The sequence below is a fragment of the Pseudooctadecabacter jejudonensis genome (assembly GCF_900172275.1).
GTDB classification, from domain to species: Bacteria; Pseudomonadota; Alphaproteobacteria; order Rhodobacterales; family Rhodobacteraceae; genus Octadecabacter; species Octadecabacter jejudonensis.
The window spans coordinates 261288-274677 of record NZ_FWFT01000004.1 but is presented as its reverse complement, the minus strand read 5'-3'; the positions used below and the strand labels follow the sequence as shown (position 1 = coordinate 274677).

The 13390-nt window shown below is 60.4% G+C and carries 12 protein-coding genes and 1 pseudogene; 3 read left to right on the top strand and 10 right to left on the bottom strand.

Annotated elements, in window-relative coordinates; translation table 11 throughout:
• The 6 genes and pseudogenes from PSJ8397_RS13475 to trpS form a co-directional block, all read right to left on the bottom strand.
• Window positions 1-199, bottom strand: a pseudogene (locus tag PSJ8397_RS13475) (hypothetical protein); the annotation flags it as partial.
• 465 nt (window positions 200-664) lie between these two features.
• The gene (locus PSJ8397_RS13470) at window positions 665-1120 is read right to left on the bottom strand and encodes a universal stress protein (RefSeq protein ID WP_085865127.1); all 456 of its coding nucleotides are present in this window, start codon (window positions 1118-1120) and stop codon (window positions 665-667) included.
• A gap of 71 nt (window positions 1121-1191) precedes the next feature.
• A complete protein-coding gene (locus tag PSJ8397_RS13465; RefSeq protein WP_085865126.1) occupies window positions 1192-2259 on the bottom strand; it encodes a hypothetical protein in 1068 nt (355 codons plus the stop codon).
• Complete coding sequence (locus tag PSJ8397_RS13460; protein WP_085865125.1) at window positions 2256-3116, bottom strand: branched-chain amino acid aminotransferase; 861 nt, start codon at window positions 3114-3116, stop codon at window positions 2256-2258. The genes PSJ8397_RS13465 and PSJ8397_RS13460 overlap by 4 nt, the downstream gene beginning before the upstream one ends.
• A gap of 167 nt (window positions 3117-3283) precedes the next feature.
• Complete coding sequence (locus PSJ8397_RS13455) at window positions 3284-3775, bottom strand: VOC family protein (RefSeq protein WP_085865124.1); 492 nt, start codon at window positions 3773-3775, stop codon at window positions 3284-3286.
• A 187-nt stretch (window positions 3776-3962) separates the two neighbouring features.
• On the bottom strand, window positions 3963-4982 hold the full coding sequence (gene trpS / locus PSJ8397_RS13450) for a tryptophan--tRNA ligase (protein WP_085865123.1): 1020 nt from the start codon (window positions 4980-4982) through the stop codon (window positions 3963-3965).
• Between the two features lie 81 nt (window positions 4983-5063).
• Between trpS and PSJ8397_RS13445 the strand changes: the two genes are divergently transcribed.
• Window positions 5064-5744, top strand: coding sequence for a rhomboid family intramembrane serine protease (locus PSJ8397_RS13445; protein ID WP_085865122.1), 681 nt, complete (start codon window positions 5064-5066; stop codon window positions 5742-5744).
• A 5-nt stretch (window positions 5745-5749) separates the two neighbouring features.
• Window positions 5750-6148 carry a VOC family protein gene (locus PSJ8397_RS13440; protein ID WP_085865121.1) on the top strand — a complete coding sequence of 133 codons (399 nt, stop codon included), beginning with the start codon at window positions 5750-5752 and terminating at the stop codon, window positions 6146-6148.
• Window positions 6149-6216: 68 nt separating this feature from the next.
• Here the strand turns inward: PSJ8397_RS13440 and murJ are convergent, their stop codons facing one another.
• Window positions 6217-7809, bottom strand: coding sequence for a murein biosynthesis integral membrane protein MurJ (murJ, locus tag PSJ8397_RS13435; protein ID WP_085865120.1), 1593 nt, complete (start codon window positions 7807-7809; stop codon window positions 6217-6219).
• A 143-nt stretch (window positions 7810-7952) separates the two neighbouring features.
• Window positions 7953-8894: a LysR family transcriptional regulator gene (locus tag PSJ8397_RS13430; protein WP_085865119.1), complete on the bottom strand. Its 942-nt coding sequence runs from the start codon at window positions 8892-8894 to the stop codon at window positions 7953-7955.
• A 122-nt stretch (window positions 8895-9016) separates the two neighbouring features.
• On the opposite strand from PSJ8397_RS13430, the gene PSJ8397_RS17060 reads away from it, so the two are divergent.
• The gene (locus PSJ8397_RS17060) at window positions 9017-9154 is read left to right on the top strand and encodes a hypothetical protein (RefSeq protein WP_159453152.1); all 138 of its coding nucleotides are present in this window, start codon (window positions 9017-9019) and stop codon (window positions 9152-9154) included.
• A 207-nt stretch (window positions 9155-9361) separates the two neighbouring features.
• Here PSJ8397_RS17060 and PSJ8397_RS13425 read toward each other — a convergent pair whose 3' ends face one another.
• A complete protein-coding gene (locus PSJ8397_RS13425) occupies window positions 9362-12175 on the bottom strand; it encodes a [protein-PII] uridylyltransferase (RefSeq protein WP_235000753.1) in 2814 nt (937 codons plus the stop codon).
• Window positions 12135-13337 (bottom strand): penicillin-binding protein activator, encoded by a 1203-nt coding sequence (locus PSJ8397_RS13420; RefSeq protein ID WP_085865117.1) that lies wholly within the window; start codon window positions 13335-13337, stop codon window positions 12135-12137. The genes PSJ8397_RS13425 and PSJ8397_RS13420 overlap by 41 nt, the downstream gene beginning before the upstream one ends.
• Window positions 13338-13390: the final 53 nt, after the last annotated feature.

The following is a 13390-nucleotide window of genomic DNA, read 5'->3' as shown; positions in this document are numbered from 1 at the left end:
AGCCCAGCAGCGCGCCCAGCTCACCGCCGTGGTAGGCGTAAACTTCGACCACACCGTCAGCAGCAGCGCGGACTGTGCCCAGCTCAACCTGGGTGTCACGGGACTGGCTTTCCACGAAGTTGGAGATATAGCTTTCAGCGGAAGCGATGGAAGCAGTTGCGGCAACGGCGGCGGCGGCGAGTGTAAGTGTCTTGAACATGATATTTCCTTTCGGTGCCCGTCTGGGGCGGTGTATGATGTGCCCCGTTTGTGGGGCGGTGTGTTGGTTGCCCGTGGTAGGGCGGCTTGTGTGTTGCAGCGTGTCTGCTGCGTTTCGATGAGATGAATTTGCGCCTTGCACCGGCCGATTGCGAGTAACGCTTTTTCACGTGCTTCTGTGCGCAAATGCACGGAACCTTATTTTTTGGTGAATACCTGCGAATCCATGCAGGTTTTGCGCAAAGCTGCACAGATCAGCCCCCTTATCTGTGCGCAAACGGACCGCAGTCTGTTGCATTCGATCACAACGCTTGTGAACAGAAAAATTTCGGCCGTGGATTTGTTACACGTCCCTCTCACCCGGGTGAGCAATATGTCTTGTTTTCAAAGGGTTTTGTCACATAGCACACGCGCCCGTTGCCTATTGCTACAGGTACGGGGGTGTTTGGGGCGCGAACGTGGTGTTTTAGGTGATCGCTTCGAGTCGCTCTTTGGACATGTCGCCCGGAACAATGGTGATGGGAATCGTCAGATCACCTGCGGACTTGGTCAATTGCGTGACCAAGGGGCCGGGGCCCTTTTTGTCGGTGCCCGCGCCCAAGACCAGCACGCCGACGTCTGGGTCGGCCTCAACCTGTGCGAGGATCTCTGTCACGGGGACGCCTTCGCGGATCACCAGTTCCGGATCAATGCCTTGTTTGTCGCGCATCCACTTTGCGAAGACTTCGAAGTGCACTTCGATCCGTTCACGGGCTTCGGCGCGCATGATGTCAGCCACCCCGATCCAGTGATTGAATTCATCGGGGGGGATGATCGACAAGACTTCAACCCCGCCGCCGGTCTTGGCCGCCCGCATTGCGGCGAACCGCATGGCGTTCAGGCATTCACGGCTGTCATCCAGAATGACGAGGAATTTGCGCATGTCGTTCTCCCATCAGAGGGCCGTTGGCCCGCCCGTGATTAGCAATGACCAAGTGATCCGCGCCGTGCAACCTATATCTGACGCGGCATCCGCCTGCGCAGGGACCTGATGCAAAGGTTGCAGCCCTGTTGGCCGCAAAAGATCAGGACCTGAAGGACCGCCAGATAAAGGGCCGCGGCGGCACCAATGGCCAGATTGCTGATCCGAACGGTGGCTCGCAACACGCGGGATTTGCCAAGCACCTCAATCGCGCCCCGTGTGCGCGGCCCGATGGCGTCGGTGACACGGGCCAGACGGGCGGCCTCTTGCGGGGTGTCGACAAAGCGCAGCAGGGTCATGGCCTCCGCCACGGATGTGGTGTCGGCCATGCGGCCCAATGATCTGCCCAAACCCGTCAGCTCCTCCATCTTTGCGGTGACGATCAGATCCTGGGGGGCCGCGCGCCCGCGGGCCAGATCGCCCAGCCTGTCCCAGCGCACCGCATCGCCCACCAGCGATGTCAGTCGTGCGGCCAACGCCGGGGTCACCATGCCCAACCGCCGCGCCGCCCGCAGCACCGACGCCCCCGCCTTCACCGAATAGCTGGACCCGCCGGTGGCGAGGACGGCGCCCGTCGCCCCCAGCCCGATGACAGCCAACCCCACATCAAGTCGGTCGATGTCCCCGCCTGACAGGTAATCCACCCCCGCACGGCGCAGGGCATTCACATCGCCCGCAGGCGTCAATTCAAACGGAATGGCACACAGGCTAATCTGGGACAGGGTTTCACAGGCAGTGATGTCCACGGCACAAGCCCCGCAGCCGGTGGTTCGCGCGACAAAGCCCGACGTCGCCGCATCTAGGGCCGCGATATCCTCGATCAGTTCGCGGGGCAGCACGACGCCATGGTCATTGGCCAACCCCAACAACAGATCCAACCGCATCAGATCCTCAGCCAGCAACGCGTCTTGCACCCGTGGCAAAAGCCACGCGCGATCCACGTCGCGGGCCATGGCACGGGTCAGCGTCCGGTCAATCTGTGCTGTGGTGGCCTGAACCATGGGGGCCGAAAACGGCGACTGCGCCAAAAACCACGCGACCGCCGTCAGTGTCAGGACAAATGGCAGCAGATGCAGCCCCGTCAACACCGCCCCCCTCATGCGGAGCGTTTGGCCCACTCCCAATACAGATCACGCGCGCGCCGCGTGATCGGACCCACTTGATAGTGAATGTCGTCAAAGGCGGTGATCGGCGTGACCTTGGCCATGTTGCCACTCAGAAACATCTCATCTGCTGCGCGTGCATCGTCCAACGTCAGGACCTGTTCGTGCACCGTCACGCCATCGGCCCGAAGATTGGCAATATGGCGCGCGCGGGTGATGCCCGCCAGAAAGGTGCCATTCGGGATGGGGGTAAACACCTCCCCGTTTTTGACAAGAAAGACATTGGCCGTGGCGCTTTCGGCCAGATTGCCCATGGCATCGCAGGCCAGCGCATTGCCAAACCCCTTCGCCCTCGCCTCTGCCAACATGCGGGCGTTGTTTGGATAGAGGCAGGCGGCCTTGGCATTGCAGACCGCGTCCTCCATCACGGGACGCCGGAACCGCGTGGTCGTGACGGTGGTGGTCGCGTCTTCGGGGGGCATGGGGATTTCTTCAAGACAAATTGCGAAGCCGGCTTTGTCCTCCCCCGGGACAATGGCGGAATATCCGGTATCGCGGCCCCAGTACATGGGCCGGATGTAAACAGCGCGGTCGCCATAGGGCGCCAACCCCTCACGGATAATGGCGACCATATCTTCGGTGCTCACCCAGGGTGTCAGCATCAAAGCCTCGGCTGATCGATTGACACGCGCGCAGTGCAAATCCAGATCGGGGACCATCCCGCCAACGGCCCGCGCGCCGTCAAACACGCCCGATCCCAACCACATGCCATGATCCGCCGCCCGCATCAGCGGCACATCGCCGTCATGCCACTGGCCTTCGAAATACGTACGAATGTTGGTGCCTGTCGCCATTCTATCCTCCGGAGTTTGGCAAACCCTATCAGGCCCGCGCCAGCGGTCCAGTCAGCCAGACGAAAAAACGCCGAAAGCCAGGGACGGGCTTTCGGCGCTTTGCTATGCCCACACGAGGGACAAGAGTGCGGCACGTGCCGCCATCTAGGCGGCAATAGGTATCAAAATTATGAACGTGAGGCCAAAAGATCGGCCATATCCAGTTGCGCATTCACCATCGCCAAATTTCCCTTCGCATCGCGTGGCCAAAGGGCAGGGTCACGATCCACATAAAGCTCAACCCCGTTGCCGTCTGGGTCGCGCAGATACACAGCTTCGCTCACCCCGTGATCGGCCGCGCCATCCAGCGAAACGCCAGCTTCAAGCACGCGGGTCACCACATCGGCCAAAGCCGCGCGGGTGGGATACAAAAACGCCGCATGATACAGACCGGTGTACCCAGCAGGCGCAGGCGCAGCCCCCTGACTTTCCCAGGTGTTCAGCCCGATATGATGGTGATAGCCGCCCGCACCAAGAAATGCGGCGTGACGCCCCATGCGGGCGGTGACCTCAAACCCAAGAACATCGCGGTAGAACGCAACGGCGCGCTCAAGGTCGGCGACCTTTAAATGAATGTGCCCAACAGTCGGGGCGGCAGTAAGGGTTTCAAGATCTTTCATGGGGCATTCCTTTCACCCCACCGATCTATAGCCAGCAGTTGGTGCACAAAACACCCACCACTGCTCACCCTATGTGCGAAAATGCGCGGACACATCTGCGTGTGCCTTTGCTTCATCTGACCAGACAAACTCCCCCCGGAGGGCCGCTCTCAACACTCGCGCCCCTCACAAGGTCAAATGTCAGACCTCAGCCGCGCAGCAAGCCCACAATATCATAAGTCTTCTCAAGGATCGGCGTCGCAATGGCCCGCGCCTTGTCCGCCCCTTGGGCCAGTTTGCGGTCGATCTCCGCCGGATCATCCATCAGACGTTTCATCTCATCTGAAATCGGGGCGAGCTTCGCGACCGCCAGATCGGCCAGCGCCGGTTTGAACGTGCCCCATCCCGCACCTGCATATTCGGCCACAACCTCAGCCGGTGTCATGTCAGACAGGCCCGAATAAATATCAACAAGGTTCTTCGCCTCAGGCCGTCCCGCCAATCCGTCCAGATCCATGGGGATCCCGTCAGGGTCTGTTTTGGCCTTCTTGAACTTCTTGGCGATGGTGTCCGCATCATCCAGCATGTTGATGCGCTCCATGTCGCTTTCACCGGATTTCGACATCTTCTTGGTGCCGTCGCGCAGGTTCATCACGCGGGTGCCAGGGCCCTCAATGACCGGTTCGGTCACCGGAAAGAAATCAACGCCGAAATCGTTGTTGAACTTGTTGGCAATATCGCGCGTCAACTCAACATGCTGCTTTTGGTCTTCGCCCACGGGCACGTGGGTGGCATGGTAAATCAGGATATCGGCGGCCATCAGCGACGGATAGGCATAAAGCCCCAGCGACGCCTTCTCGGCGTTCTTGCCCGCCTTGTCCTTGAACTGCGTCATGCGGTTCATCCAGCCCACGCGGGCCACGCAGTTGAAAATCCACGCAAGCTCGGTGTGTTCCTTGACCTGTGACTGGTTGAACAGGATCGAATGCTCAGGATCAATACCCGCAGCCAGCAATCCGGCGGCAATCTCACGCGTGCCCCCTTTGAGGCCCTTGGGGTCCTGCCACACGGTGATCGCATGCAGATCCACCGCGCAATAGATCGTCTCCATGTCGGGGCTTTGCATGTCCACCCAGCGTTTGATCGCACCCAGATAGTTGCCCAAAGTCAAACCGCCAGACGGTTTGATGCCGGAGAAAACGCGCGGGGTGAAGGTGCTGGCACTCATGGAACGCTCCAAAGCCTAGATTTCAGGGTGAGGCTGGCTTACCCATGCCCTATTGTCCCGTCAACCAAATGGAACCCGCCTATGCGCGAAGAAAGCCCCTTTAATTCCGTTCCGCCAGTGCCGCTGATTTTGGCTTTGGTACTGGCGGGGATCGAACTGACGCTGTCAGCGGCCGCCATGGGGTATGTCGGCGGGGCCGCGGGCGTGGGCTGGCGGGCGCAGGCCTTTCAGGACTACGCCTTCGCGCCCTCCGTCTGGACGCAGATTTTTGAGCGTGGCGATTGGTCGTTGGATATGGCAGGCCGGTTGATCACCTACACCTTCATCCACGTCAATTTCACCCACGCCCTATGGGCCGTCGTTCTTTTACTGGCACTGGGCAAATTCGTGGGCGAGAAATTCCACCCCCTCAATTTTATCCTGCTGTTTGGGGTGTCCTCAGTGGGGGGCGCTGTGGTCTACGGCGGGCTGTCGTGGCAAAACACAGCACTTGTGGGCGCATACCCTGGGGTCTACGGGCTCATTGGGGCGTATACCTACATGATGTGGCTCGCGCTGGAACGGATCGGGGAAAACCAGCTCAAGGCCTTCCAGCTGATCGGGATCTTGCTGGGGATCATGTTGATCTACTCCATGATCTTCGGATCCTCCCCCACTTGGATCGCCGAGGTCGCAGGCTTCCTGATCGGCCTCTTCGCCTCCCCCCTTCTGGCGCCGGGCGGCTGGGCGGCCTTCGTCACCCGCATGCGCAACCGCAGGTGAGCAATATGGCCCTGACAACAGGATTAAATCACCTTGGGCTGACCGTCCGTGATCTCGATCAGACCACGTCGTTCTTCGTAGACGTCTTGGGTTGGGACGTGACCGCCCGTGACGCCAGCTATCCGCGCACGACGGTCACCGATGGTGTCCTGCGGCTGACGCTGTGGCAGGTCCAAACGGATCAAGCGGCCCCCTTTGATCGCAAAGGCGTGCTGGGCCTGCACCACCTTGCCCTTCAGGTGCCCGACATGAACACGCTCACGTCACTTGCAGATGTGTTGACCAAAACAAAGGGGGTGGTCGTTGAATTCATGCCCGAACCGATGGGGGCCGGACCGCGTGTGCATATGATGTTTGCCGAACCGGGCGGCCTTCGGATTGAGCTGCTCTACAACCCGGCCTGAAACGGCGCGCAACCTTCGCTTCTTTGGGTCAAAAATACCTATTCCGACGGCCCTAAAATTCCGGAATTTTAGGACATGCCACCCGACCGGCGGAGCGAGGATTTGAACTCTGACAGGCGGAACGCCCCCAAAAGCTGCCCCAGCGCGAAATAGCCCGCGATACCCACTACCACGACAAAGGCCAACGCGCCGTAGCGCACCCCCGCGATGCCCAATGCGGGGCCCACCAGCAGCACAGCCACCATCAAAAGCCCGCCCATCAGCAATGCGGCAAAGACAATCCGCCAGAACCGGTACTTGAACCGCGCATCAAACCGCGCAGCGGTTCCCATCGTCCGGCTGCCGCGCCACAGTTGCCACACCATGACCCAGCCTGCGACGGTCGTGGCGATCGCAGCGGCGATATAGCCTATGTAGACCGACAGACCGATCGCCAGAACGGCATTCACACCCATGGCCACCACCGCATAGCCAAAGGGCCGACGCGTGTCCTCACGGGCGAAAAACACCGGCTGCAACGCCTTTTGCATCACAAACGCGGGCAGGCCGAGGCCATAGACCGTCACGGCCAGCGCCGTGGCCGCCGTGTCGTCACTGTCAAAGGCGCCGCGTTCAAACAACACGCTGACCAACGGCAGCGGGATCACAACCAAGGCCACCGCCGCAGGGATCGTCAGCGCCAGCGAAAACTCCGCTGCGCGGTTAAACGCATCGCGTCCGCCCACATCGTCGCCTGCCTGCAATTTGCGCGACAAATCCGGCAGCAACACCACGCCGATAGCGATGCCCACGACACCCAAGGGCAGTTGATAAAGCCGGTCCGCATAGCTGAGCCACGCCACCGCCCCGTCAAAATAACTGGCCACCTGTCGGCCCACCAACAAATTGATTTGCACCACGCCGCCTGCCAGCGCGGCGGGGCCCGCAATGATAAACAATTTGCGCAAGTCCGGCGTCCAGCTGGGCAGGCCAAACCGCAAGCCAAAGCCCGCACGGCGGGCCGCCCACCAGACCAGCGCCAGCTGTACAACACCGCCCACGGGCACGGCCCAAGCCAGATGCGCGCCGGTCCACTCTGCGCCGGTCGATTGGGCGGCGTCCGCCGGCGCGTCTGCCCCGCCCATGGTGCTGATCAACAGGGCGGCCACGAACACCACGTTCAGCAACACAGGGGCCGCCGCCGCTGCCACAAACCGCCCCGTCGCGTTCAAAACACCCGACAACAGGGCCGCCAGCGAGATCAGCAAGATATACGGAAACGCGATCCGCCCATAAAGCACCGCCAGATCAAACCTCTCATCGCCGCGAAACCCAGACGCCATGGCCGTCACCAGCCAGGGCATGGCCAAAATGCAGACAACCGAAAACACCGACAGCGCCACGGCCATGAAGGCAAAGGCATCCTGCGCGAAGGCCTTTGGGTCGTCCCCGCTTTCGACCTTTTTGGAAAACATCGGAACGAAAGCCATATTAAATGCGCCTTCGGCGAAAAACCGGCGGAACATGTTGGGCAGGGAAAACGCAATCAAGAACGCCTGCGCCACCGGCCCCGTGCCCAGATAGCCCGCAATCATGATGTCGCGCACAAAGCCCATGATCCGGCTGAGTAACGTCCAGACGCCCACGGTGAGAAAGCCTGAGATCAGTCGGATGGGTTTCATGTGATTGCCTGTGTCGTTTTGCGCATCTTATCGCGGCCTCCGGGCAATCACTATGCAGAAGTTGTGCACGGGCGAGGGGGAGGATTTTGAGTTTTTTGGGTCAGATGAAGGCAGACGCGTCGCACTGCGAAAACGCCTGTTGGTCAGTCAGCAGGCGGTGGGGTGGCGCCCATGACCTCAATAGTGTCGCCGTGGGTCAACGCGCGCAACTGATCCAGCACCGCTGCGCTGTCATCGTCTACCTGATGGGCGACCTGGACCAATAGATCGCTGGCCTGCTGCCTTAGATCCGCGTCCATGTCGTCACGCCAGACGGCCCAGACGGGATAGGGAAAACGTGGGGCGTCCGCGACAAGATGCATTTTACCCCCGTCAATCATCCGTTTGACATAGCGCGCGGGCAGATAGGCAGAGGCCTGTCGGTTCACGATATACTCCCCCGCCATCGCGCCAAGGGCAAAGGTCAGGCCTGGGTTGGTCAGATGCGGCAAGGCCTGTGCATGAGCGCCTACGAATTCGGGCCCCCAATCCACAAAGACGTAACTGTCGCCCACGGTGTCAAGGGTGACGTCCGGCACGGTCGAGACCAGAACCAGATCTTCGTCGGTTACTTTTTCGGCCTCAAGGCCGGGGCGCAGCTGAGGCATGTAGAGCAAGCCCACCTGCACAACGCCTTCGATGAGAAATCGTGTCAATCGGTCGGGCATGCCCAGTTCTGCGCGAATGCTGAGATCGGGCATATTTTGGCGCAGGGCGTCGATCCACCCAAACCCCAAGCGCGGCCACAGCGAGTATTGCGCGCCAATGGTCAGCGACCGGTCAAAGCCTTCGGGGATGGCGACTTGTTGGCGGGCTTCTTCCCAGACACGGATGATCGAGAGCGCATAACGTTCAAATTCCCGTCCCGCAGGTGTCATTTCGGCCCCCGCGCGGGACCGGGTGAACAAGGGCTTTCCCAAGGTCTCTTCAAGCCGCTGCACGCGCAGGGAGACGGCGGATTGTGTGACGAACAGGCGGTCGGCTGCATTCACGAAAGATCCCGTGGCCGCGACCTCAAGGAAGGTTTTCAAAAGGGCGATATCCATCCGCTAATATATAAGCAAAAGTTGCTTTAAACACAATTATTTTGAATTTCACTAATGTATTGAAAGGCCCTAAATCCAGTTCACCGGCCCATGGTGGGCTGGCTTCGAAAGGAGATCTGACAATGAAAACGACACTGATCAAAGCCCCACTCGCCATTCTGGCCCTCGTGATGATGACCGCTTGTGGCACCGCCCAAGGGATCGCAAGCGACGCGTGGGGTGCGACCAAATTTGTCGCCGGTCAGGTCTCTGGCGAATAACATCCGGCGTTCAGGTCGGGTTCGCGCCCGACATGGTCCCCCGATTGCGCTGGCAGGGAAGCCTGAAAGAGGGGGGCATGCGGCCCGAAGCCATTCCACCCCGCGCACGTCATCCATCCGGTTTGGTGTTTCACCGGACAGCAGGATGGGGGCGGCGCGGGGGACTGCCTCAACCTCCGGCACGCCCGTCGTGCCGGATTTTTTACGTCAGGCCCGCGCCCGTTCCACGCCTTGGGTGATCGCCTCACGCAGTTTGCGTTCGATGGTCTTTTGTTTGCTCTCTGCGTGGAATTTCAGGCCGAACATGTCTTTGACATAGAAGGTGTCGACAACCTGTTCGCCGTAGGTCGCGATGACGGCGCTGGCGATGTAGATGTTCATATTGGCCAAGGTGCGCGTCAAATCGTGCAGCAGGCCGGGGCGGTCGCGGGTATCGACCTCGATGATCGTGTAAATCTCGGAGCCCTCGTTATCAAAGGTGATGTGGGTGGGCACGCGAAACGCCTTTTCGCGTTTCTTCATCTTGTCTTTGTCGGCCAGCTTGTCGCGGGCCACGATGTCGCCCTGCAATGTCTTTTCGATCATCTGACGCAGGCGGGGCAGGCGGGCCTCATCGTAGGGGCTGCCGTCGGCGTCCTGCACCCAAAAGGCGGCTGTGGCAAAGCCGTCTTTGCTGGTGAAGGTGCGGGCGTCCACCACATTGGCCCCCACAAGGCTCAGCGCGCCACACATGCGGCTGAAAATGCCCGGATGGTCGGCCATGGCGAAACACACGCGAGTGGCGTCGCGGTCATCATCCGGGGTCAGCTCTATGCGGACCTCGTCCGTGCCAATGCCGTGCAGCAGGTTGGCGAAATCCACATGGGCTGTCACGTGCAGGCCCTGCCAATAGGGCGCGTAATGTCGCCCGAGTTCGGCGCGGATGTCTTTTTCGGACCAACCTGCCTGTGTCTGGGCGTTGAGGGCCGCGCGCAGATTGCGCCGCGCCTCGACCCCGCGTTCTTCGCGGTTCAGTGCCTCCATCCCGTTTTCAAGCGCGAACTTGGTCTGCCGATAAAGCGCGCGGATCAGAACCGCCTTCCAGTTGTTCCAGGTGCCCGGTCCCACGCCGCGAATGTCGCAGACGGTCAGCACGCACAGCAGGTTCAACCGGTCCACAGATTTCACCGCATTGGCAAAGCCGCGCACCGTGCGTGGATCGGCAATGTCGCGTTTCTGCGCCATGTCGGACATGAACAGATGGTAGCGCACCAGCCATTCGACCGTTTCACACTCCTTTTTGTTCAGCCCCAGCCGCGGTGCCACTTTGCGCGCAATCCGTGCGCCAAGGATCGAATGATCCTCATCACGGCCCTTGCCGATGTCATGCAGCAACAACGCCACATACAGCACCTTGCGGTTGATCCCATTTTTGAGGATTTCGGCAGAGACGGGCAGTTCATCATCCAACTCCGCCCGTTCGATCTGCGCCAGATGGCTGATCGTCTGGATCGTGTGTTCGTCCACGGTGTAGTGGTGATACATGTTGAATTGCATCATCGCGACGATGGGTTCGAATTCGGGGATAAACGCGGCCAGCACCCCCAATTCGTTCATCCGGCGCAGGCCCCGTTCGGGGTTGCCGTGCTTCAACAAGGTATCCAGAAAAATGCGTTGCGCCTCTTTTGAGGCGCGCACGTCATCGTCGATCAGATCAAGGTTGGCCTTGATCAGCCGCATTGCATCAGGGTGCAGCAAGGTGCCCGTGCGCAACGCCTCTTCGAAGATGCGCAGCAGGTTCAATGGATCCTTCAAAAACGTCGCAGGTTTGTCTACCGTCAGACGGTTCTGTTTGATCGCATAGGGCGGTTTGGCGGTTTTGCGGCGGGTGAACAGACGTTGCAACATCGGTTCCGATTTCAGGTGCGCGTCTTCTTGGGCCGTCAAAAAGATCCGCGTCAGTTCGCCAACATCCGTGGCATGGCGAAAGTAATCCTGCATGAAATGTTCGACGGCCCGCCGGCCGGTGTCATCGGCGTAATGCATCCTTGCGGCGACCTCGACCTGCAGATCAAACGTCAACTGGTCTGCGGCACGGCCCGTGATCAGATGCAGATGACACCGCACAGCCCACAAAAATTCATGGGCGTCCTTGAATTCCTCATATTCGGCTTGGGTGAAAACGCGGTGTTTCACCAACTCTGAGGCGTCTTTGACCCCGTGAACGTATTTACCGATCCAATACAGGGATTGCAGATCGCGCAGCCCGCCTTTGCCCTCTTTCACGTTTGGCTCAACCATATATCGTTGGCCACCCTGTTTGCGGTGCCGTTCGGCGCGTTCTTCCAGCTTGGCTTCGATGAAATCAGGCACGGTGCCTGCAAAAAGGTCAGACCGCAGTTTTGTCGTCAGCTCCGCAGCCAAGGCCCGGTCGCCGGTCAGATAACGTTCTTCGACCAGTGACGTGCGGATCGTGTAATCCTCTCGCGCCAGTCGGATACACTCCTTCACCGTGCGGCTGGCATGTCCCACCTTCAGCTTCAGATCCCACAGGATATAGAGCATCGATTCAATCGCGCTTTCCGCCCAGGGGGTGACTTTGTAGGGGGCCAGAAACAGCAGATCGACGTCGGAATGGGGTGCCATTTCCCCGCGTCCTGATCCGCCGACGGCAATCAAGGCCAGCCGCTCCGCCTCTGTGGGGTTGCCCACAGGGTGCAGCAGGGTTGTGGCAAGATGATAGACCTCAATCACCACGGCATCCGTCAGATAGGCATAGGCCCGCGTGGTGGGGGTGGCCTCAAACGGAGATTTGGCAAAAGCCTCAGCGATCCGCGCGCGTCCAGTGACCAAGGCTTCTTTCAGAAGGGCCACGATCTGGCTGCGCGGGGCTTGGTGGTCGGATGTGATCAAATCCGTCAACGCAATGCGAAGCGCCCTGCGGTCGATAATATCGTCCGCAGGGCATATCAGGTCGTCGGGGATGTCCGTCTCTGTCAGGTTAGGATCCGCCTGTTCCAAAAGCCCTTGGCGCGGCCTCAAGGATGGTGATTTCGTTGTTCACGATCGTGGCGATGGCCAAGGCGCGTTGGTTGGACCCGTCAGGGCGCAGCCGGAAGGGGCCTGTCGCACCGGCGAAACCCGCCGCACGTGTCAACGAACCGCGTGTCAGGGCATTGCGGTCGCCCGATGCGGCCAGTGCGCCAATCGCTGCAATCCCATCATACGCGATAGAGGCCAACGGATGCGGGCGGTTGCCGTAGGTTGTTTCATACCGGTTGCGGAACGCGGCCTCGCGGCCCGCATCCCCAATCGCGAACAGGCCATTCTGTAGGCCCGGCAAGTCGCGCGCTTGCGGGGTCGTGTCCCACCGGGTCAGGCCGATCAGCGGCGTGCGGGATGTATCAAGGCCGGACTGGACCAGCGAAGTGGCAAGGATCGGCAGGCCTCCGGCAACATTGTCGGTCGTGAACACCGCCTGCGCGCCATTGCCTTGGGCCGCAGCCGCAATCGCGGGGGACCGTTCAAAAATACCGGCTTGATTGAAGGGGTAGGCCTCAATGCCCACGACAGACCCACCTGCCGACCGGATGGAGGTTGCGATGGCGTCGCGCCCCACCGCGCCGGCCAGATCATCCTGATGGGCGATCATATATTGTGTGATCCCCTGCCGTCCGGCGTAATCCACCAACCGGTCTGAGATGTTGCCGAACGTATTGCCCAGCACAAAGACATTGCCACCCGCCACAGCGGTGTTGTTTGAAAACGCCAGCACATTCACATTGGCCGGTCCCGCGACCAGACCCACCGCATTGGCGCTTTCCGCGTCCAGCGGGCCCAGAATGATCTGCGCCCCGTCCGCCAAAGCCGCCGCTGCCATCTGGCTCGCCTGGGCGGGGTTTCGGGCCGTGTTGTAAACCCGCAGATTCAATTCGGCCCCGTTCAGGTCGGCCATGGCCATGCGCGCGGCGTTCTCAAGGCTGGCGGCAATGGCGTCGAATTCCGCCTGACCTGTGCCACCTGGCACCAGCAGGGCCACTTGAACCGGCGCCGAGGGGTCAATCTGCTGGCCGGAGTTGCCCCCGCCGACGCCGGGAACAGGCAGATCGCAGGCCGCAAGAAAGGCAAGACTGATCAGGGCAAACACACGGGCGGCGGCGCGGCGGATCATCGTATCCGCAAGGCTGGGCAAATAGGCTGACATGGATTAATTCACTCCCTCTGGGCAGCGCAGGTGAACGCTGCAATATTGGCCGT